A 17,642-nucleotide genomic window follows, 5' to 3' on the forward strand; every position below is an offset into this window, starting at 1 on the left:
GTCGAAATGATGGAACGGAACGCGCCAGACCATGCTCATCTCCCCAGATAGACTTCGACGACGCGTTCGTCGGCCGAGACGAAGTCGAGGCTGCCCTCGGAAAGCACCGAGCCTTCGTGCAGGCAGGTAACCTTGGCGCCGAGCTCACGCACGAAATGCATGTCGTGCTCGACGACGATGACCGAATGGTCGCGCGCGATGTCTCTGAGCAGCCGCGCGGTTTCCTCGGTCTCGGCGTCGGTCATGCCGGCAACCGGTTCGTCGACCAGCAGCAGCTTCGGATCCTGCGCCAGAAGCATGCCGATCTCGAGCCATTGCTTTTGGCCGTGGCTCAAATTGGCGGCGAGCTCGTCACGCTTGTCGCCAAGCCGGATGATGCCGAGAATGTCGTTGATCTGCCGCACGTCCGCGGCCGAGCGACGATGGAACAGTGCCGGGAAGATCGAGCGCGGGCCTTTCAGCGCCAGCATCAGATTGTCCTCGATCGTGTGGCTTTCGAAGACGGTCGGCTTCTGGAATTTACGGCCGATGCCCATCATGGCGATTTCGGCCTCGTCGTGTTTGGTCAGGTCGACCTCACCGTCGAAGAAAACCTCGCCAGCATCGGGTCGCGTCTTGCCGGTGACGATGTCCATCATCGTCGTCTTTCCGGCGCCGTTGGGGCCGATGATCGCCCGCATCTCGCCTTTGTCGAGCACCAGCGAAAGGTTGTTGATGGCGCGAAACCCGTCGAAGGAAACCGACACGCCGTCGAGATAGAGGATGGTGTTGCTCTTCGACATCAGGCCATCACTCCGCCGGCTGCGGTTCGGCGCCGGAGGCCGACCAGTCGCCCGGCCTTCTCGCCGCCGAGCGATCGGTTTTCGGCGGCACCGGCGTGTCAGGATCGATGCCGGCTTCCTCGGCGACCGAGGCCGCCCGCAGCGCCTTGGCGTTGCCGCGCCAGGAATCCCACATGCCGATGATGCCCTTGGGCAGGAACAGCGTGACGGCGACAAACAGTCCGCCTAGCGCAAACAGCCAGAATTCCGGCAGCACACCGGTGAACCAGGATTTACCGGCATTGACCAGAAGCGCGCCGATGATCGGCCCGACGATGGTGCCGCGCCCGCCGACGGCCGCCCACACCACCACCTCGATCGAATTGGACGGCTCGAATTCGCCAGGGTTGATGATGCCGACCTGCGGCACGTAAAGCGCACCGGCGATGCCCGCCATCACCGCCGACACGGTGAATGCGAACAGTTTGACGTTCTCCGCCCGCCATCCGAGGAAGCGTGTGCGGCTTTCGGCGTCGCGCACCGCCATCAAAAGCTTGCCGTACTTGGAACCGACGATTGCCCAGGTGACGAAGACGGCAAACGCCAGCATGACGGCGCTGGCCGCGAACAGCGCCGACCGTGTCATGTCGGCCTGCACGTTGAAGCCTAAAATGTCCTTGAAATCAGTCAGGCCGTTATTGCCGCCGAAGCCCATATCGTTGCGGAAAAAGGCAAGCAGCAGCGCATAGGTCATCGCCTGGGTGATGATCGACAGATAGACGCCGGTAACGCGGCTGCGGAAGGCGAACCAGCCGAAGACGAAGGCGAGCAGGCCAGGTACCGCAAGCACCATGATCGCCGCGAACCAGAAATGGTCGAAACCATACCAGAACCATGGCAATTCCTTGTAGTTCAGGAACACCATGAAATCCGGCAGCAGCGGATTGCCGTAGACGCCGCGCGAGCCGATCTGGCGCATCAGATACATGCCCATCGCATAGCCGCCGAGCGCGAAGAAAGCGCCGTGGCCGAGCGAGAGGATGCCGCAATAGCCCCAGACGAGATCGAGCGCCAAGGCGAGCAGCGCGTAGCAGAGGTATTTGCCGGTGAGCGCGACGATATAGGACGGCACGTAAAACGCACTTGTCGGCGAGACCGCAAGATTGAGCAGCGGCACGATGATGGCGACCGCCAGCAGGATGAAGATGGTGATGGCGACGCGGCGGTCGGCGCCGGCGGCAAAGAAGCGTCCCGTGATCATGCTTCCACCGACCTGCCCTTGAGCGCGAACAGGCCGCGCGGGCGTTTCTGGATGAACAGGATGATGAGAACCAGGACGACGATCTTGCCGAGGACTGCCCCAGCGTAGGGTTCGAGGAACTTGTTGACGATGCCAAGGGAGAAGGCACCGACCAGCGTGCCCCAGAGATTGCCGACGCCGCCGAAGACGACGACCATGAAGCTGTCGATGATGTAGCCGCGGCCGAGATTGGGCGAGACATTGTCGATCTGGCTGAGCGCGACGCCGGCAATGCCAGCTATGCCGGACCCCAATGCAAAGGTCAGCGCATCGACCCATGGCGTCCTGATGCCCATCGACGCGGCCATGCGGCGGTTGGCGGTGACGGCGCGCATCTGCAGGCCCCAGGGCGTGCGCTTCATCACATAAAGCAGCACCGCGAACACGCAGAGCGCGAATACCAGTATCCAGAGCCGGTTCCAGGTCACTGCAAGCTGGCCGATATCGAACGAACCGGACATCCATGACGGATTGCCGACTTCCTGGTTCGTCGGCCCGAAGATCGTGCGCACGGCCTGCTGCAGGATCAGCGAGACCCCCCACGTCGCCAGCAGGGTTTCCAGCGGCCGACCGTAGAGGTAGCGGATCAGCCCGCGCTCGATGACAAGGCCGACGAGCGCCGCCACCAGGAAGGCCAGCGGCAGGGCAATGACCAGCGACCAGTCGAACAGGCCGGGAAAGGAATTGCGGATCACCTCCTGCACAACGAAGGTCGTGTAGGCGCCGAGCATGACCATCTCGCCATGCGCCATGTTGATGACGCCCATGACGCCGAAGGTGATGGCCAGGCCAATCGCCGCCAGCAGCAGCACCGATCCGAGCGATATGCCGTACCAGACATTCTGGCCGGCATCCCACAGCGCCAGCGTCGAATTGATGTTGGCGATCGCCGCCGTCGCCGCGTCCTTCACCGCACCTTCGGAATTGGCCTCCACCGACGTGAGCAGCGACACCGCATCGCGGTCGCCGCGCGCGCCGATGAGCGCGATCGCCGCCAGTTTGTCGGCCTCCGGCCTGTCTGAAACGAGAACCGAGGCGGCGCGTGCCTGTTCGAGCAGCGCCTTGACGCTTGCCACGCTCTCATTGGCGATCGCGGTGTCGAGCGGCTCGATGTTCGCCGCGTCCGGCGTCTTGAACATGGTGTCGGCGGCGGCAATGCGCACGGCCGGGTCCTTGGAGCCAAGCGTCAGCGTGCCCAATGCATCGCGAATGACGCGGCGCAGCGTATTGTTGACCTTAATCTTGGTGATGTCGGCCTTGGCAACTTCGCCCGATCTTTCGCCGGTGAGCGCATCGAGCAGCTCGATGCCGCCGCCGCTCTCCTTGCCGACAAAGACCAGTGAATCGGCCTTGCGGACGTAAAGGCTGCCCTCCGCAAGCGCGGCAAGCGGCCGTTCTACGGCTGGATCGCCGGATGCCGCAAGCTCGCGCACCACGGCTTCGATCGCCGGAAAATTGGCGGTGGTGGCGAATTTGGCGACGACGGCGCGCAAATCTGCCTCGCTGGCGTTCGACGGCGCCAGCGTCCCCAGGAGGAGCAGCAGCATCAGGCCAATCGCGCGGATCAGGATCATTGGTTTCTGGTGGCTGTTGAAGGTTGAATGTCGCCTCCGGGCAGGCTGGAGGAGGAGCCTGCCCGGAGGCTTGCGGGTCTGGGAGGACAGACCGGGAGGATCAGTTGGTTCCCTTGCCGCCGCATTTGCCGGTGGCAACGTTGAAGTTGCCGCAGGACAGAGGCGCGCGCCAATCGGAGATCAGGTCCTTGGAGTCAGGCAGGTAGTCGGACCACTCGTCGCCCATCACGAGGCCCGGCGTCTGTGAGACGGTTTCGAACTGGCCGTCGGCCTGGATTTCGCCGATCAGCACCGGCTTGGTGATATGATGGTTCGGCATCATGGTCGAATAGCCGCCGGTCAGGTTCGGCACCGAGACGCCGACCATGGCGTCGATGACCTTGTCCGGATCGGTGGTACCGGCCTTCTCGACCGCCTTCACCCACATGTTGAAGCCGATATAGTGGGCTTCCATCGGATCGTTGGTGGTGCGCTTGTCGTTCTTGATGAACTTGTGCCAGTCGGCGATGAACTTCTCGTTCTCGGGCGTATCGACGCTTTCGAAATAGTTCCAGGCGGCGAGATGGCCGACCAGCGGCGCGGTGTCGAGACCGGCAAGCTCTTCCTCGCCGACCGAGAAGGCCATGACCGGGATGTCCTCGGCCTTGATGCCCTGGTTGCCGAGCTCCTTATAGAACGGCACGTTGGCGTCGCCGTTGACGGTCGAGACGACAGCGGTCTTCTTGCCGGCCGAGCCGAACTTCTTGATCGCCGAGACTTCGGTCTGCCAGTCGGAAAAGCCGAACGGCGTGTAGTTGACCATGATGTCTTCCGCAGCAACGCCCTTTGCTTTCAGATAAGCCTCGAGGATCTTGTTGGTGGTGCGCGGGTAGACGTAGTCGGTGCCTTCGAGCACCCAGCGCTTCACCGAACCGCCATCCTCGCTCATCAGATAATCGACGGCCGGAATGGCCTGCTGGTTCGGCGCCGCACCGGTGTAGAACACATTGCGCTCGCTTTCCTCGCCCTCATACTGGACCGGGTAGAACAGGATGTTGTCGAGTTCGCTGAACACCGGAAGTACCGACTTGCGCGACACCGAGGTCCAGCAGCCGAACACCGCCGCGACCTTGTCCTTCGAGATCAGCTCGCGCGCCTTTTCGGCGAACAGCGGCCAGTTCGAAGCCGGATCGACGACCACCGCCTCGAGCTTCTTGCCGAGCAGGCCACCCTTGGCATTCTGCTCTTCGATGAGCATCAGCATGGCGTCCTTCAGGGTCGTCTCCGAGATCGCCATGGTTCCCGACAGCGAATGGAGGATGCCGACCTTGATGGTGTCGTCGGCCGCCTTGGCGGGAACGCTCATCAGCAGGCCGGCGGTGACCACGCCGGCCGAAAACATTTTTGCTATTGTCGAGAAACTGCCCCTCATACTTTTAAACTCCCAAGCTGGTTAACTGCATCGGAACAGACCATGCAACGGCTGTGCCAATCACGGGAGCAAGCTCGGAGGATTTGAGATTTCCCAGCTCTGTCAGTCGGTTAATGTATTAGCCGCAGGAGATGAACCTCGCCTGCCATGTTCGAAACGAGAAAGGATCACCCATATCAGCCTAAGTTTTACTCACATACAGGCCAATGCCCGAATTTTGAGCAGCATCATATGAGCGCTGGCGAGGATTGCAGCGCCGCAGCGAAATGAGGCAAGTTCGAACCCTTAAGCGAGCGACGCCATGGCCTTCAGAACTTCTTGCACTTTCACCGCCATTCTTCTGCTGGCGACGACGACCGTAGCGCGCGCCGGCTTCAGCGACGGCAAGCTGCCGGACGGCTCCTATCATTGCGAAGTCTATCTGCTTGGCATGTTCCTCAGCCTCGGCGACATCACCATCAAGGGAAACGTCTATAGCGGTCCGGTGAGCTTCGGCATCGCGCCGCAAAGCTACAATTACCAGATGGATGCAGACGGCGTGATCACCTGGCTAGGTCCGCTGGGCGGCTACACCAGTGGCGGCAACTCGATCTCGCTTACGCAGGCGACGCTGGAAAGCGGAACTACCCCGTCCTTCGACATCATCATGAAGCAGCCAGACGGCGCCTTTACCGCCTCGACCTGCACGAAGCGTTGAAAAAGAGTACGGAACCGGGCGAGGTTTCGTACCCCGAAGCAGAAAGCCGCCTAGCTCTCCGCCGCCAGGTCGAGCGCCAGCCGGGTCATATCGGTGAAAAGCCCCTGGCGTTCGGAATAGTCGGTTTGCTCGCCGGTTGCCACGTTATCGACGACGGTCAGGACCGACAGCGCCCGGGCACCGAAATCGGCCGCAATGCGGTAGAGCGCGCTGGTTTCCATATCCACGGCGAGCGCGCCCTGGGCCTGCGCTTCGGCAAAACGTTCGCGCCCCTGCGGATGATAGAAAATGTCGCTGCAGATGGTCAGCCCGGCGCAATAGTCGATGCCGAGTTCAGCAGCCCGGGCCAACGCCTGGGCCAACAATGCCGGATCGGGGCCGGCATCGGCACGATAGAGCCCAAAAACCTGGCCGCTCTCGGCATTTTCGCCGCGCACCGATTGTGCGATCACCAGGCTGCGCAGCGCCATCTCGGCGGTCAGGCCACCGCAGGTACCAGTGCGGATCAACGTTTTCGCACCATAAGAGTCCAGCAGCTCATGCACATAGACCAGGAACGAAGGGACGCCGATGCCGGTGGACTGGATGCTGACAGGTTTGCCGCGAAACAACCCGGTAAAGCCGAGCGCGCCGCGGCGGTGGTTGACGCAGCGCGGCGCTTCCAGAAAAGTCTGCGCCATCCATTCAGCGCGCTGCGGATCGCCCGGCAGCAGCACCGTGCTTGCGTAGTCGCCCTTGCTTGCCTCGTTGTGTGGCGTCACGGCATGCTTTCCAAAACCCGTCGCCCGTTTCGCCTGCAATCATGGCAGTCTCACGACATTGCGCAAGCGGAGCATTGGAAAGGTCAGGATTCCAGCATGTCCTTTACAATGGTGGCCAATTGCTTGAGCGAAAACGGCTTCGGCAAGAAGCCGAAATGTGCGTCGGCCGGCAAGTTCTTGGCGAACGCGTCTTCGGCATAGCCGGACACGAAGATAAACTTGATGTCGGGCTGCCGTTTGCGCAATTCGCCAAGCAGCGTCGGGCCATCCATTTCCGGCATCACCACGTCCGACACCACGACGTCGACCTTGCCGCCGAGCGCTTCGTAGACTTCAAGCGCCTCGACGCCCGACGACGCCTCGTGGACGGTGTAGCCGCGCGACTTCAGCGCCCGCATGCCGCCCATGCGCACGGCGTCCTCGTCCTCGACCAGCAGCACCGTAGCCGAGCCCGACAGGTCCTTGGCTGAGTCGGCGATCTTGGCAGGGGCGGCCGGCACTTCTCCAGCCTCGCCCGCCTTCCTTGCCTCCGCAATGTGCCGCGGCAGGAAGATGCGGAACACGGATCCCTTGCCGACTTCGGAATCGCAGAAGATGAAGCCGCCTGTCTGCTTGATGATGCCATAGACCATGGACAGGCCGAGGCCAGTTCCCTTGCCAACCTCCTTTGTCGTGAAGAAGGGCTCGAAGATCTTTTTCAGCACATCAGGCGCGATGCCGCTGCCGCTGTCCTCAACCTCGACCAGCACATAGTCGGCCGGAGTAAGTTCGCGGTAGGAAAAGGTCTTGCACTCTCCGGCGCTGACGTTGCGGGTGCGTACGGTGAGGTCGCCGCCGGCCGGCATCGCATCGCGCGCATTGACCGCCAGATTGACCACCACTTGCTCGAACTGCCCGATATCGACCCTGACCGGCCACAGGTCGCGGCCATGGTCGATCTTGAGCTTGATGTCGTTGCCGACCAGCCGGGCAAGCAGCATTCTGAGATCGGCCAGCACGTCGGTCAGGTTGAGCACCTCCGGCCGCAGCGTCTGCTTGCGCGAGAAGGCCAGCAACTGCCGTACCAGCGAGGCCGCCCGGTTGGCATTCTGCTTGATGTTCATGATGTCCGGGAATGACGGATCGGACGGCCGGTGATTGGTCAACAGCAGGTCCGAGGCCATGATGATGGCGGTCAGCACATTGTTGAAATCATGCGCGATGCCGCCGGCGAGTTGGCCGACCGCCTGCATCTTCTGGCTCTGCGCCATCTGGCCCTCGAGGGCCTTTTGCTCCGTGGTCTCCACGGCATAGACGATGGCCGATTCCTCGGCGCCCTCGCCACCGGTACCGTCTGCGACCGCATTGACGTAGAAGCGTATGTGGCGCTCCTCATTTCCGGGCAGCACCGTATCGATCGGCTCGATGTCAGCCTGTTGCTGGCGCGCCTTTTCGAAGGCCGCGGCGAAAGCCGGCCGGTCGCGCTCGTGGATCACCGTATCCAGCCGCACACGCCGATCGACCGCGTCGCGGTCGACGACCGAGGAAAACAGCGACAGGAACGGCGCATTGGTGCGCAGGATGCGACCGGCATGGTCGACGCCGGCTATCGCCATCGGCGTCGAGTTGAAGAACCGCGTGAAGCGTATTTCCGATGCGCGGAGGTCGGCCGAAGCGTCCTCGCCTTGCGTCCGGTTGAGCACGATGGTGCGAGTCGGGCCGTTGAGGCCCTCTCGGCTGGCCGAGACACGATGCATGAAGCGCACCGGCAGCGCCTCGCCGGTCATCGTCGTCAGATCGAGGTCAATAACGGCATTGCGCGTGGTACCCGCGTCGGCCTTGACCGAACGGACCAGCGCCATGCCGTCGCCGGCGACGATCTCTGGCAGCGTGATGGCGCCGGGGGTGAAGCTGGCCAGGTCGATGCCAAGCCACTCCGCAAGGGTCGCGTTGATATAGGTGACGCGGCCTTCCTGGTCGGCGGAAAAGAACCCGGCCGGCGCATGGTCGAGATGATCGATGGCCTTTTGCAGGTCGAGAAAGAACCGCTCCTGCTCGGCCCGTTCCTGCGAGATATCGGCAAGCTGCCAGGCAAGCATGGGCAGCCGCTGGCCGGGAACGCTGAACGCGCGGGCCCGGACGCGGTACCAGCGGGCGCCCGGTTCGGCGCCTGGCCGAATGGACTGCGCGAGCCGAAACTCGCCGTCGCCCGGCTGGCCGTCGCGCAGGCCTGACGCCAACCGGTATATGGTCACCGAGGCCTCGGGAGCGTCTGAAAGCAAACCTTCGACTGTTTTGAGGTCGGCGGCCGACTCGGCACCCGTCATATCGGCATAGGTCCGGTTGGCGTAGATGATACGGCCTTTGGTGTCGGTGACCAGGAGACCCTGCGACATCGAATCGACGAAAGCTTTCGACAGTTCGTCGCTTGTCGAGCGCGGCGTGATGTGCACGAAGCCGATCGCAGTGGCGAATAGAAAGCCGACGCCGATCATCGCCAGCACGCCAAGCATGCCGAGCAGGAATGGATCGCCAAGTCGCTCGCGGAAAACGCCGAAGACGACCGCTGCCCCTGTCAGGACGACGATGAAAACGATGAGCCGGGTGACCGCTCCCGGTCGCGTGTTCTGGTCGACGATAGGTACCGGATAGAAATCGCCGCGCGCTTCCTTGGCCATGTGCCCCCTGCTCGTGAATACCGGTGTCGGTTGAATCATATTCTCAGGGTCGGGAAAAGGCCCGGCTGCAGATGTCCGCTAAAAATGACGCCGTTCGGCTTCCGGCGTTCAAGCTGTTCACGAAGCGTGAAAGGCAACTTGCGGTGGCCTGCCGCAACAGTCTAGTGTCGCCTCTCTTCGAAAGCTGATTTTGGGGGAACCAATGCTGCAATGGCTGGATGGCGTGGCGGGTCCTGGTTATGCCGCAGCAATCCTATGGACGTTTGCAGTACTTGTCCTTCTGCTCATCATTCTTCTTATCATCAGGCTGGTCCGCAGCCTGACATTCGGAACATTCGTCGCCGGCGGCAGGAACCGCAAGACGCGGCTGGCCGTCATGGATGCCACAGCGGTCGACAGTCACCGGCGGCTGGTGCTGGTGCGCCGCGACGATATCGAGCACCTGCTCTTGATCGGTGGTCCGACCGACGTCGTCGTCGAGCGCGACATCAGGCTCTCGGCGCTGCGCCGCCCGGCATTGACCGCAGACACCAGCCACCAGCCGGCAGCAAGGCCAGCTCAGACCACAGCCGCGCCGGTGAGGCAAGCGCCACCGCAGCCGGCAAGCGTGGCCGCAACCCCCGTCCGAGCCCGCCAGACGGCGACGATACCGGCAACAATGCCGGCGCCGGCGCCGAAACCGGCATCGAACGTCACACCGTTGCCAAGTTATGGATCCGTCAACGCCAATGCCTCGCGGCATGGGCAGCCGCCGGCAAGACAGGACTCCCCGGGAAGATACGAGCCGCCGGCACAGCATGAGTCGATTGACGATGCGCTGATGAAGGAGCTGGAGGTTTCCCTCGACGAGCCACGCTTCAGCCAAACGCCGAGCAAGCCGGTGGCGAAGGCATCGCCCTCTCTCGACGACGAGATGACGAAGCTCCTCGGCGAGTTGTCCAATCAGAAAAGATAGGCGGATAGCGAACGGCCAATGAAAATGGCCGGAAAACCGGCCATTTTGAACGCTTTACCGATGCCGCTGCTTTCCCGGCGACTCAGTCGTCGCGGTAGACCTTCTCGCGCCGCTCATGGCGCTCCTGCGCCTCGATCGACAAAGTCGCGATCGGTCGCGCGTCGAGCCGTTTCAGCGCGATCGGCTCGCCCGTCTCCTCGCAATAACCGTAAGTGCCTTCGTCAAGGCGCTGGAGGGCGGAATCGATCTTCGAGATGAGTTTTCGCTGGCGATCGCGGGCACGAAGTTCGATGGCGCGGTCGGTTTCCGAGGAGGCGCGATCGGCGAGGTCGGGGTGGTTGGCGTTTTCCTGCTGCAGGATTTCGAGAGTTTCGCGCGCTTCGCGCAAGATGTCGTTCTTCCAGGTGACGAGCTTCATGCGAAAGTAGGATTTCTGCCGCTCGTTCATGAACGGCTCGTCTTCGGAGGGCACGTAATCGGCGGTAACGATGTCGTTCATTCGACTCACCCAACAAACCCCAAATTTGGCGCCTATATATTCGCGGACCGAAAGCTGCACAAGGTCAATCGACGACAGTTTCACGCAATTGTTAGTCCCGGACAAACCAGCATCTGCGATGCCCTTTTTGCAAAGAATACGACCGAATCCGTACATGATTCGCTATGCTTGAGGGGCGCTTGCCATTGCGCACGGAGCTCTTCTGATGACAAATCCTGCGGCGTGCTGACGGGTTCGGTGCCCGGCACAACGGGGATCCGGTGACCAGACTTTACCTGCTGAGGCATTCGAAGGCCGGCTGGGCGCTGCCTGGCGTGGCTGACTTCGACCGCCCGCTCGATCCATCCGGCTTCGCCGATGCCGAAGCGATGGGCGTGCTGATGCGTTCCCGCAAATACGCACCGGCCCTCACGCTTTGCTCAAGCGCCAGGCGTGCCCGCCAGACGCTGGAAGGCTTGGCTGGCCACACCGACAAGGGCCGCCGGGTGCTGTTCCTTGACGCGCTTTACAACGACGATGCCGCCGCGTACCTCGCTGCCACCCGGCAGAATGGCGGGCTGGATGCCCTGCTCGTCATCGGCCACAATCCGATGATTGAGGATCTCGCCATGGCGCTCTCAGGCGACGGCGACGAGACCGCGCGGGCCATGCTGAACCACGGCTTCCCGACCTCCGCACTTGCGGTGGTCCGGTTCAACGGCAGTCTTGCCGAGGCTGCGCCGGGCGCCGGCTATCTCGAAGCCTTCCTGACGCCTGCCGATATCTGAGGCCATTTCAAAGCCGCGCATCAAAGCCTATATCGGGTCCTGACCGGCCCGCGAGAACAGATTTTGGCATCATCGCTGACGACTTTCACCGACGAGGCGAAGATTGCCTTGGATACGTTGTCAGGCCGCGCTGCGGGGCTTTTCGCTCCGTCGCTGCGTCTTGGCGTGACCGGGCTGTCCCGCGCCGGTAAGACGGTATTCATCTCGGCCCTTGTGCACAATCTGGTCCATGGCGGACGCTTGCCGCTGTTTGAGGCACAAAAATCGGGGCGCATCGCCCGCGCTTTTCTGGAAGAGCAGCCGGACGACGCCGTACCACGCTTTCAATACGAGGATCACATCGCGGCTCTTGTCGACGATCGCGTCTGGCCGGATTCGACGCGTGCGATTTCCGAGTTGAGGCTCACCATCGAATACGAATCGGCCTCTGGCTGGAGCCGCATGTTTTCCGCCGGAAAATTGTCGGTCGACATCGTCGATTATCCCGGCGAATGGCTGCTCGACCTGCCACTGCTCGGCAAGTCCTACGCCGATTTTTCGCGTGAGGCTTTCGAGATGGCCGTGTTGCCGGTGCGTGTCGATCTTTCGCGGGAATGGCGGGCGCTCTCCAATCCGGTCGACCCCAGCGCCGACGCCGACGAGATGACGGCGCGCCGTCTCGCCGAGAGCTTCGCCGCCTATCTCAAGGCCTGCAAGCTCGACGAGCGGGCGCTTTCGACCTTGCCGCCCGGCCGCTTCCTGATGCCCGGCGATCTTGAAGGCTCTCCAGCTCTCACCTTCGCGCCGCTCACGAATCTGGGCGGCCGGCGCGCCCGCTCGGGATCGCTGCAGGCTATGATGGAGCGGCGCTACGAGGCTTACAAGACGCATGTCGTCAAACCGTTCTTTCGCGAACACATCACGCGTCTCGACCGGCAGATCGTGCTCATCGACGCCTTGCAGGCATTGAATGCCGGCCCCGGCGCGATGGCCGATCTGGAACGCGCAGTCACCGAAATCCTGTCCTGTTTTCGGCCCGGCCGGGGCAACTTCCTGACCGACCTGTTTTCGAGGCGCATCGACCGCATATTAGTGGCCGCGACCAAGGCCGACCATCTGCACCACGAAAGCCACGACCGCCTGCAGGCGATCGTGCGGCGACTAGCCGACCGCGCCGTGGCGCGGGCGAATTTCACCGGCGCCGACGTCGACGTCGTGGCCATGGCGGCCATGCGCGCGACCCGTGAAGGCACGGTCAAGCAGGGCCGCGAGACTTTGCCGGTCATTATCGGTACGCCATTGCGTGGCGAAAAAATCAATGGCGAAACCTTTGACGGAAAGACCGAAACAGCCATATTTCCCGGTGACTTGCCGGAGAAAGCTGATGCGGTGTTCGACGTTTCCGAATCGGCCCGCCGGCAGAACAATGACGACCCCGCGATCCGCTTCGTGCGCTTTCGCCCGCCGAAACTCGAGCGCACCGCCGAGGGCGTCACGCTCTCGCTGCCACATATCAGGCTCGACCGCGCGCTGCAGTTCCTGATTGGAGATCATCTCGCATGAGTGCGCCCCGCAGACCGGCGGCCTTTCGCATCGAGCCGGAGGCCCAGCAAAAGGAAGATCCGACGGCTCGCCATGCTGCGTCCGAGGCCGCGCCGGCGCGAAAGCCGCGTACTGTGAAGGCGGATCTAGCCGTGGTCACACCGGCGGAGATCGACGTCTTCGACGAGCCTGATATCGTCGCTGCCGAACCGCCGCCGGCGATTGCGCCGCGAAAACGTTCGCTGCTTGGCAGCCTGTTCTTCGGCGCGCTTGGCGTTCTGGCTTCGCTCACTGTCGGCCTCTGGACCGACCAGCTGATTCGCGACCTGTTCGAGCGCGCCGAGTGGCTGGGCTGGCTGGCTGCCGGTATGGCCGCGATCGCCATCCTGGCGCTTCTGATCATCCTCGTGCGCGAATTCATGGCGATTGCCCGCCTTGCCGAGGTCGAAAAGTTGCAGAAGCGGGCGCTGGATGCGATTGCCCGTGACGATCCGAAGGCCGCCCGCGCCGTGGTCGACGAGTTGTCGGTCTTTGTCTCGGCCAAGCCTGAAACCGCGGCCGGCAGGCGCTCGCTGGCCGAATTGCGCGGCGAGATCATCGACGGCGGCAATCTGGTGCGCCTGGCGGAGACCGAGATCCTCGGCCCGCTCGATGCCCGCGCCAGGGTGATGATCCTCGAAGCGGCGAAGCGCGTCTCCCTCGTGACCGCGGTCAGCCCCCGCGCGCTGGTCGACGTCGCTTATGTGGTGTTCGAAGCCGGCCGGTTGATTCGCCGGCTGTCGGAGCTTTATGGCGGCCGCCCCGGCACGCTTGGCTTTTTTCGCCTGGCGCGCAGCGTTCTCGCCCATCTCGCGGTCACCGGATCGATCGCAGTCGGCGACAGTTTCGTCCAGCAGATCGTTGGCCACGGCCTTGCCGCCCGGCTCTCGGCCAAGCTCGGCGAAGGCGTCGTCAATGGCATGATGACTGCGCGCATCGGCATTGCAGCGATGGAAATCGCAAGGCCCCTGCCCTTTTACGCAGTCAGGCGGCCCGGATTGGGCGATTTCCTCTCCGCGCTGACCTCCTTTGCAGCAAAGAAAGAAAAAGAAACATCCGCTTCCGGAACGTGACTATTGCCTTGGGGTGACAAAGCATTAACCAATCTTGTCCATGGTCGGAAGCGTCCAAACCAGTCTCTTTGTTGCCGGGTGTCGTCGATGAAAAGCGTTATTCTGTCCAGCGGGCTGCCCGTGGCGCTCGCGCTTGTCGCAACCGTCGGCATTGCCGGAAAGACCTCGGCGGCGGAACCGGACAAGCAGTTCTTTCGATCGGTCGAAGGCAAATGGGTCGGCCCCGGGGAAATCGTTGCCGGCAAATACAAGGGCACGAAATTCACCTGCAGCTTCATCGGCTCGACGCCTGACGGCAAGGTCGGCATGTCGCTCGACGGCGGCTGCCGGGTAGGCATGTTCACCCAGCAGATGTCGGCAACGATCGAACACAAGGGCCGGCAGGGATACAAAGGCAGCTTTATGGGCGGGGCCGCCGGCTCCGGCCTCGACATTATCGGTGGCAATGTCGTCGATTCGCACAAGGTGGTTTTCACCATAAATCGCAATCAGTTGCGCGGCGTTATGCAGGCGCTTGTCCCCGACGACAATTCGATGACGGTGACCGTCGCCGTGCGCGTCGACCAGCAGTTGGTCCCGGTCATCGGCATGAAGCTGAAGCGGATCGATGCAGTCGAGGTCGGCTCCATAACTCCGAACTGACTTTCAGCGTGAGAAAAGGCGGCAACCAAACGGCGCCGCCTTCTTTAACATGCAAATGGGCGCTCAGCCCTTGATCGCGGCAATCACGTCGTCGTAGGCCTTGCAGGCCTCGGCCGCTGTCGTGCCGCCCTGATATTTGGTTGTGACCGCCTGGACCTTGGCCGTGAGGTCGGCTGCCTTGGCCGGATCCTTGGTAATTGCAGCCTGAAGTGCCGCAGTCATGTCCTGGGCCTTCTTGGTCAGCATCTCGGTCGTGCACTCGGGTGCCTTCGAACAGGCAGAGCCGGCAAGCGCCGCGATGCCAACGGCAACCAGCAAAAACGTCTTCATGTCAGTCATCTCCTCAAAAAAGGGCCGCGACCTAATCGTCGCTCACCCTCCACTGGCCGAAGCCGGGCGTCCTTAGCGCCGGATCGCTGAAACAAGCAACGCCAGGCACTCCATTATCCTGTGCAGTGCGCCTGCAATATCGCCTTCACAATGCGCCGCATTCGCACTGTTCGATCCGCCCCGAAGCCCCTATCTTGGCCGCTTGTTGCAAGAGAGCGGAATGGCAGGCATGGCGGCAGAGGCATCGAACAGCGATCTGATCCAGGTGGTGGCGCTGCTTGCCGCCGGCGTCGTTGCGGTACCCATCTTCAGGCGCATCGGACTTGGCTCCATCCTTGGCTATTTGACGGCCGGCGTCGTGATCGGCCCGTTCGGACTGCGCATCTTTTCCGAATCGGAAGCCATCCTTCATGTCGCCGAACTCGGCGTCGTCATGTTCCTGTTCATCATCGGGCTGGAGATGCAGCCGTCACGGCTATGGGGCATGCGCCGCGAGATTTTCGGGCTTGGCGCGCTGCAGGTCGGCGTCTGCGCGGTCCTGCTGACCGGCGTCGGGCTGGCGGGAGGTTTTCCTATCGCGCAATCCTTCGTCGCCGGCGCCGGTTTCGTGCTCACCTCGACGGCAATCGTCATGCAATTGCTGGAAGAACGCGGCGAACTGGCCACGCCCAAGGGCCAGCGCATCGTCTCGATCCTGCTCTTGGAAGACCTGGCCATCGTGCCATTGCTGGCGCTGATCGCTTTCCTCGCGCCGGGCGGCGCCGATATGAGCCTGTCGGATCGGTTGACGGAGGTCGGCATCGGCCTCGCCGCGATCGTCGGGCTGGTGCTTGCCGGGCGCTATCTGCTCAATCCGTTCTTTCGTATCCTGGCGGATGCGCGCGCCCGTGAGGTGATGACCGCTGCCGCCCTTCTGGTCGTTCTCGGGTCAGCGCTCGCCATGCAGCTTTCCGGCCTGTCGATGGCGATGGGCGCCTTCCTGGCCGGCGTGCTTTTGTCGGAATCGACCTTCCGCCACCAGCTGGAGGCCGACATCGAACCGTTCCGCGGCATTCTGCTCGGGCTGTTCTTCCTAGCCGTCGGCATGTCGCTTGACCTGCATGTGGTCGTCGTCAACTGGCAGCTCATTGCCATCTATGTCGTCGCCTACATGGTGATGAAAGCGATCGGCATCTATATCGTCGCCCGCGTCCTCAAAACCGGCCACCGGGAAGGGCTCGAGCGCGCGGTCTTCATGGCGCAAGGCGGCGAATTCGCCTTCGTCCTCTATTCCGCTGCGGCAGCGGTCGGGATCATCGACAGCCAGGCCAATGCGATGCTGACCGCCATCGTCATCATTTCCATGGTGCTGACGCCGTTGGCAATCATAGCCCTGCGGTATTTGACACCGCGTGACGAGCAGTCGCTTGAAGGCGTCGATGTCGCCGAAGGCCTGACCGGCAGCGTGCTGATCATCGGCTTTGGCCGGTTCGGCCAGATCGCAAGCCAGCCGCTTTTGTTGCGCGGGATTGATGTGTCGATCATCGATAATGAGGTCGAGATGATCCAGGCGGCAGCCGATTTCGGCTTCAAGGTCTATTATGGCGATGGCACGCGGCTTGACATCCTGCGTGCCGCGGGAGCCGGGCGCGCACGCGCCGTGCTGATCTGCGTCGACAAGCCCGATGCCGCCGTGCGCATCGCGGAACTGATCAAGGCGGAGTTTCCCTTGCTGACAGTGCTGGCGCGGGCCTTCGACCGCGGCACGGCGTTGCAGCTCATTCGTGCCGGCGTCGACTATCAGCTCCGCGAGACGTTCGAATCGGCGCTTGTCTTCGGCGGCTCGACACTGGAAGCTCTCGGCGTCGACCCGGAAGAGGTCGCCGAGGTAGTCGAGGACGTCCGCCGCCGCGACGCTGCCCGTTTCGAACTTCAACAGGCCGAAGGCATCCGCGCCGGACGGCGCTTCCTCAAAGGCAATATCGGCACGCCCATCCCGACGCCGCTCAGCACGCCACGGCGCGCGGGCCAGGCGCTCAACGAAGAGACCGCCGGCGTGCTGCAGAAATCCGAGCCGGCCGATTAAACCCTGGAAAGACGCGAATGATGAACGAACTGGACGAGCGCGCTCTCTCCGTCAGCGGATTCTGGCGCGACGCAGGGGAGGACGCGTGGTTCGAGAAGAACGACGCCTTTGATGCCGACTTCCGCACCCGGTTTCTCGATCTGCATTTTGCCGCCGCCCGCCGCGAATGCGACGGCTGGTCCGAACACGCGGAAGGGTCGCTCGCACTGATGATCCTGCTCGACCAGTTTCCGCGAAACTGCTTTCGCGGCACCGGCCACATGTACGCCACGGACCCGCTGGCGCGGCATTTCGCCGGGAAGGCGATCGCTGCCGGCCATGACCTGGCGCTCGACGAAGAGCTCCGCGTTTTTCTCTATCTGCCCTATGAGCATTCGGAGGACCTCGCCGATCAGCTCAAATCGGTGGAGCTTACCGCCGCCAAAGCCCCGACCTATCTGAAATATGCGATCGAGCATCGCGACATCATCCAGCGCTTCGGCCGCTTTCCGCATCGAAACAGGATGCTTGGCCGCGAGACGACACCGGACGAACAAATGTTCCTCGACGGAGGTGGGTTTTCTGGCTGACTTCGGGCATCGATGGCGGCA

Annotated in this window: 16 protein-coding genes; 8 read left to right on the forward strand and 8 right to left on the reverse strand. The window is 62.6% G+C overall.

The window, feature by feature from the left end:
• Positions 1–35: 35 nt before the first annotated feature.
• The 4 genes from urtD to urtA all read right to left on the reverse strand — a co-directional run bounded on the left by urtD (position 36) and on the right by urtA (position 5,046).
• Complete coding sequence (gene urtD, locus NKH21_RS11600) at positions 36–782, reverse strand: urea ABC transporter ATP-binding protein UrtD (RefSeq protein WP_352666513.1); 747 nt, start codon at positions 780–782, stop codon at positions 36–38.
• Between the two features lie 7 nt (positions 783–789).
• Positions 790–2,022 carry an urea ABC transporter permease subunit UrtC gene (gene urtC / locus NKH21_RS11605; protein WP_352666511.1) on the reverse strand — a complete coding sequence of 411 codons (1,233 nt, stop codon included), beginning with the start codon at positions 2,020–2,022 and terminating at the stop codon, positions 790–792.
• Complete coding sequence (gene urtB / locus NKH21_RS11610; RefSeq protein ID WP_352864999.1) at positions 2,019–3,635, reverse strand: urea ABC transporter permease subunit UrtB; 1,617 nt, start codon at positions 3,633–3,635, stop codon at positions 2,019–2,021. The genes urtC and urtB overlap by 4 nt, the downstream gene beginning before the upstream one ends.
• A 100-nt stretch (positions 3,636–3,735) precedes the next feature.
• Positions 3,736–5,046, reverse strand: a complete 1,311-nt coding sequence (urtA, locus tag NKH21_RS11615; RefSeq protein WP_376704326.1) for an urea ABC transporter substrate-binding protein — start codon at positions 5,044–5,046, stop codon at positions 3,736–3,738.
• Between the two features lie 301 nt (positions 5,047–5,347).
• Between urtA and NKH21_RS11620 the strand changes: the two genes are divergently transcribed.
• Positions 5,348–5,743 (forward strand): hypothetical protein, encoded by a 396-nt coding sequence (locus tag NKH21_RS11620; RefSeq protein WP_352666508.1) that lies wholly within the window; start codon positions 5,348–5,350, stop codon positions 5,741–5,743.
• A gap of 50 nt (positions 5,744–5,793) precedes the next feature.
• Here the strand turns inward: NKH21_RS11620 and NKH21_RS11625 are convergent, their stop codons facing one another.
• Together NKH21_RS11625 and cckA are read right to left on the reverse strand one after the other, a co-directional pair.
• Positions 5,794–6,504 (reverse strand): purine-nucleoside phosphorylase, encoded by a 711-nt coding sequence (locus NKH21_RS11625; protein WP_352666506.1) that lies wholly within the window; start codon positions 6,502–6,504, stop codon positions 5,794–5,796.
• 83 nt (positions 6,505–6,587) lie between these two features.
• Entirely contained in the window at positions 6,588–9,161 is a 2,574-nt protein-coding gene (gene cckA / locus NKH21_RS11630) for a cell cycle histidine kinase CckA (protein WP_352865002.1), read from the reverse strand.
• 202 nt (positions 9,162–9,363) lie between these two features.
• Between cckA and NKH21_RS11635 the strand changes: the two genes are divergently transcribed.
• On the forward strand, positions 9,364–10,116 hold the full coding sequence (locus NKH21_RS11635) for a hypothetical protein (protein WP_352865004.1): 753 nt from the start codon (positions 9,364–9,366) through the stop codon (positions 10,114–10,116).
• 82 nt (positions 10,117–10,198) lie between these two features.
• Here NKH21_RS11635 and dksA read toward each other — a convergent pair whose 3' ends face one another.
• Positions 10,199–10,615 (reverse strand): RNA polymerase-binding protein DksA, encoded by a 417-nt coding sequence (gene dksA / locus NKH21_RS11640; RefSeq protein WP_023674847.1) that lies wholly within the window; start codon positions 10,613–10,615, stop codon positions 10,199–10,201.
• A gap of 260 nt (positions 10,616–10,875) precedes the next feature.
• Between dksA and NKH21_RS11645 the strand changes: the two genes are divergently transcribed.
• The 4 genes from NKH21_RS11645 to NKH21_RS11660 all read left to right on the forward strand — a co-directional run bounded on the left by NKH21_RS11645 (position 10,876) and on the right by NKH21_RS11660 (position 14,657).
• Positions 10,876–11,382 (forward strand): SixA phosphatase family protein, encoded by a 507-nt coding sequence (locus NKH21_RS11645; protein ID WP_352666501.1) that lies wholly within the window; start codon positions 10,876–10,878, stop codon positions 11,380–11,382.
• Between the two features lie 63 nt (positions 11,383–11,445).
• Entirely contained in the window at positions 11,446–12,924 is a 1,479-nt protein-coding gene (locus tag NKH21_RS11650) for a YcjX family GTP-binding protein (RefSeq protein WP_352666499.1), read from the forward strand.
• A complete protein-coding gene (locus tag NKH21_RS11655; RefSeq protein ID WP_352666497.1) occupies positions 12,921–14,015 on the forward strand; it encodes a YcjF family protein in 1,095 nt (364 codons plus the stop codon). Before NKH21_RS11650 ends, NKH21_RS11655 begins: the two co-directional genes overlap by 4 nt.
• 87 nt (positions 14,016–14,102) lie before the next feature.
• On the forward strand, positions 14,103–14,657 hold the full coding sequence (locus tag NKH21_RS11660) for a hypothetical protein (RefSeq protein ID WP_352666495.1): 555 nt from the start codon (positions 14,103–14,105) through the stop codon (positions 14,655–14,657).
• Between the two features lie 63 nt (positions 14,658–14,720).
• Here NKH21_RS11660 and NKH21_RS11665 read toward each other — a convergent pair whose 3' ends face one another.
• On the reverse strand, positions 14,721–14,987 hold the full coding sequence (locus NKH21_RS11665) for a hypothetical protein (protein WP_352491603.1): 267 nt from the start codon (positions 14,985–14,987) through the stop codon (positions 14,721–14,723).
• A 229-nt stretch (positions 14,988–15,216) separates the two neighbouring features.
• Between NKH21_RS11665 and NKH21_RS11670 the strand changes: the two genes are divergently transcribed.
• Together NKH21_RS11670 and NKH21_RS11675 are read left to right on the forward strand one after the other, a co-directional pair.
• Complete coding sequence (locus tag NKH21_RS11670; RefSeq protein ID WP_352865010.1) at positions 15,217–17,052, forward strand: monovalent cation:proton antiporter-2 (CPA2) family protein; 1,836 nt, start codon at positions 15,217–15,219, stop codon at positions 17,050–17,052.
• Between the two features lie 17 nt (positions 17,053–17,069).
• A complete protein-coding gene (locus NKH21_RS11675) occupies positions 17,070–17,621 on the forward strand; it encodes a DUF924 family protein (RefSeq protein WP_502903419.1) in 552 nt (183 codons plus the stop codon).
• Positions 17,622–17,642: the final 21 nt, after the last annotated feature.

It is taken from the genome of Mesorhizobium sp. M1329, assembly GCF_040318035.1.
Classification (GTDB): Bacteria; Pseudomonadota; Alphaproteobacteria; order Rhizobiales; family Rhizobiaceae; genus Mesorhizobium.

Coding starts and splice junctions, on each gene's coding strand:
- NKH21_RS11660 (WP_352666495.1), top strand. CDS start 14,103: ATGAAAAGCGTTATTCTGTCCAGCGGGCTGCCCGTGGCGCTCGCGCTT.
- urtA (WP_376704326.1), bottom strand. CDS start 5,046: ATGAGGGGCAGTTTCTCGACAATAGCAAAAATGTTTTCGGCCGGCGTG.
- urtD (WP_352666513.1), bottom strand. CDS start 782: ATGTCGAAGAGCAACACCATCCTCTATCTCGACGGCGTGTCGGTTTCC.
- urtB (WP_352864999.1), bottom strand. CDS start 3,635: ATGATCCTGATCCGCGCGATTGGCCTGATGCTGCTGCTCCTCCTGGGG.
- cckA (WP_352865002.1), bottom strand. CDS start 9,161: ATGGCCAAGGAAGCGCGCGGCGATTTCTATCCGGTACCTATCGTCGAC.
- NKH21_RS11665 (WP_352491603.1), bottom strand. CDS start 14,987: ATGAAGACGTTTTTGCTGGTTGCCGTTGGCATCGCGGCGCTTGCCGGC.
- NKH21_RS11620 (WP_352666508.1), top strand. CDS start 5,348: ATGGCCTTCAGAACTTCTTGCACTTTCACCGCCATTCTTCTGCTGGCG.
- NKH21_RS11655 (WP_352666497.1), top strand. CDS start 12,921: ATGAGTGCGCCCCGCAGACCGGCGGCCTTTCGCATCGAGCCGGAGGCC.
- urtC (WP_352666511.1), bottom strand. CDS start 2,022: ATGATCACGGGACGCTTCTTTGCCGCCGGCGCCGACCGCCGCGTCGCC.
- dksA (WP_023674847.1), bottom strand. CDS start 10,615: ATGAACGACATCGTTACCGCCGATTACGTGCCCTCCGAAGACGAGCCG.
- NKH21_RS11670 (WP_352865010.1), top strand. CDS start 15,217: ATGGCGGCAGAGGCATCGAACAGCGATCTGATCCAGGTGGTGGCGCTG.
- NKH21_RS11675 (WP_502903419.1), top strand. CDS start 17,070: ATGATGAACGAACTGGACGAGCGCGCTCTCTCCGTCAGCGGATTCTGG.
- NKH21_RS11635 (WP_352865004.1), top strand. CDS start 9,364: ATGCTGCAATGGCTGGATGGCGTGGCGGGTCCTGGTTATGCCGCAGCA.